1 pseudogene is annotated in these 288 nt (G+C 66.0%); it reads right to left on the reverse strand.

Annotation, left to right across the window (positions count from 1 at the left end):
- Nucleotides 1–192 (reverse strand): annotated as a pseudogene (locus V5F77_RS29305) (TolC family protein); the annotation flags it as partial.
- Nucleotides 193–288: the final 96 nt, after the last annotated feature.

The following is a 288-nucleotide window of genomic DNA, read 5'->3' on the forward strand; positions in this document are numbered from 1 at the left end:
CGATGACACGATCTTCACGGTGTCCTTGCCGATCGCGGCCGAGACCTCCGCCGACACCGGGCTCATGCCGCCGTCGGGCGTGAAGGTTACGCAGCCACCCAGTGTCGTGGCGACGGCGCCGATCGCGACAAGCCGCTTCCAAGGCGGCGCTGCAAGAGGCTTCGCCTGACTATCGATTGTGAGCGCCATCATTCGCCCCCCGTCTTGGGAGCGACGCGCTCATTGCGCTCGATCCAGGGTTTCGGATCAACCGGACGGTAATCGACCGTTCCCGCGGTGACGGGCGCA

This window comes from Roseixanthobacter psychrophilus, from assembly GCF_043195195.1.
Classification (GTDB): domain Bacteria; phylum Pseudomonadota; class Alphaproteobacteria; order Rhizobiales; family Xanthobacteraceae; genus NCEH01.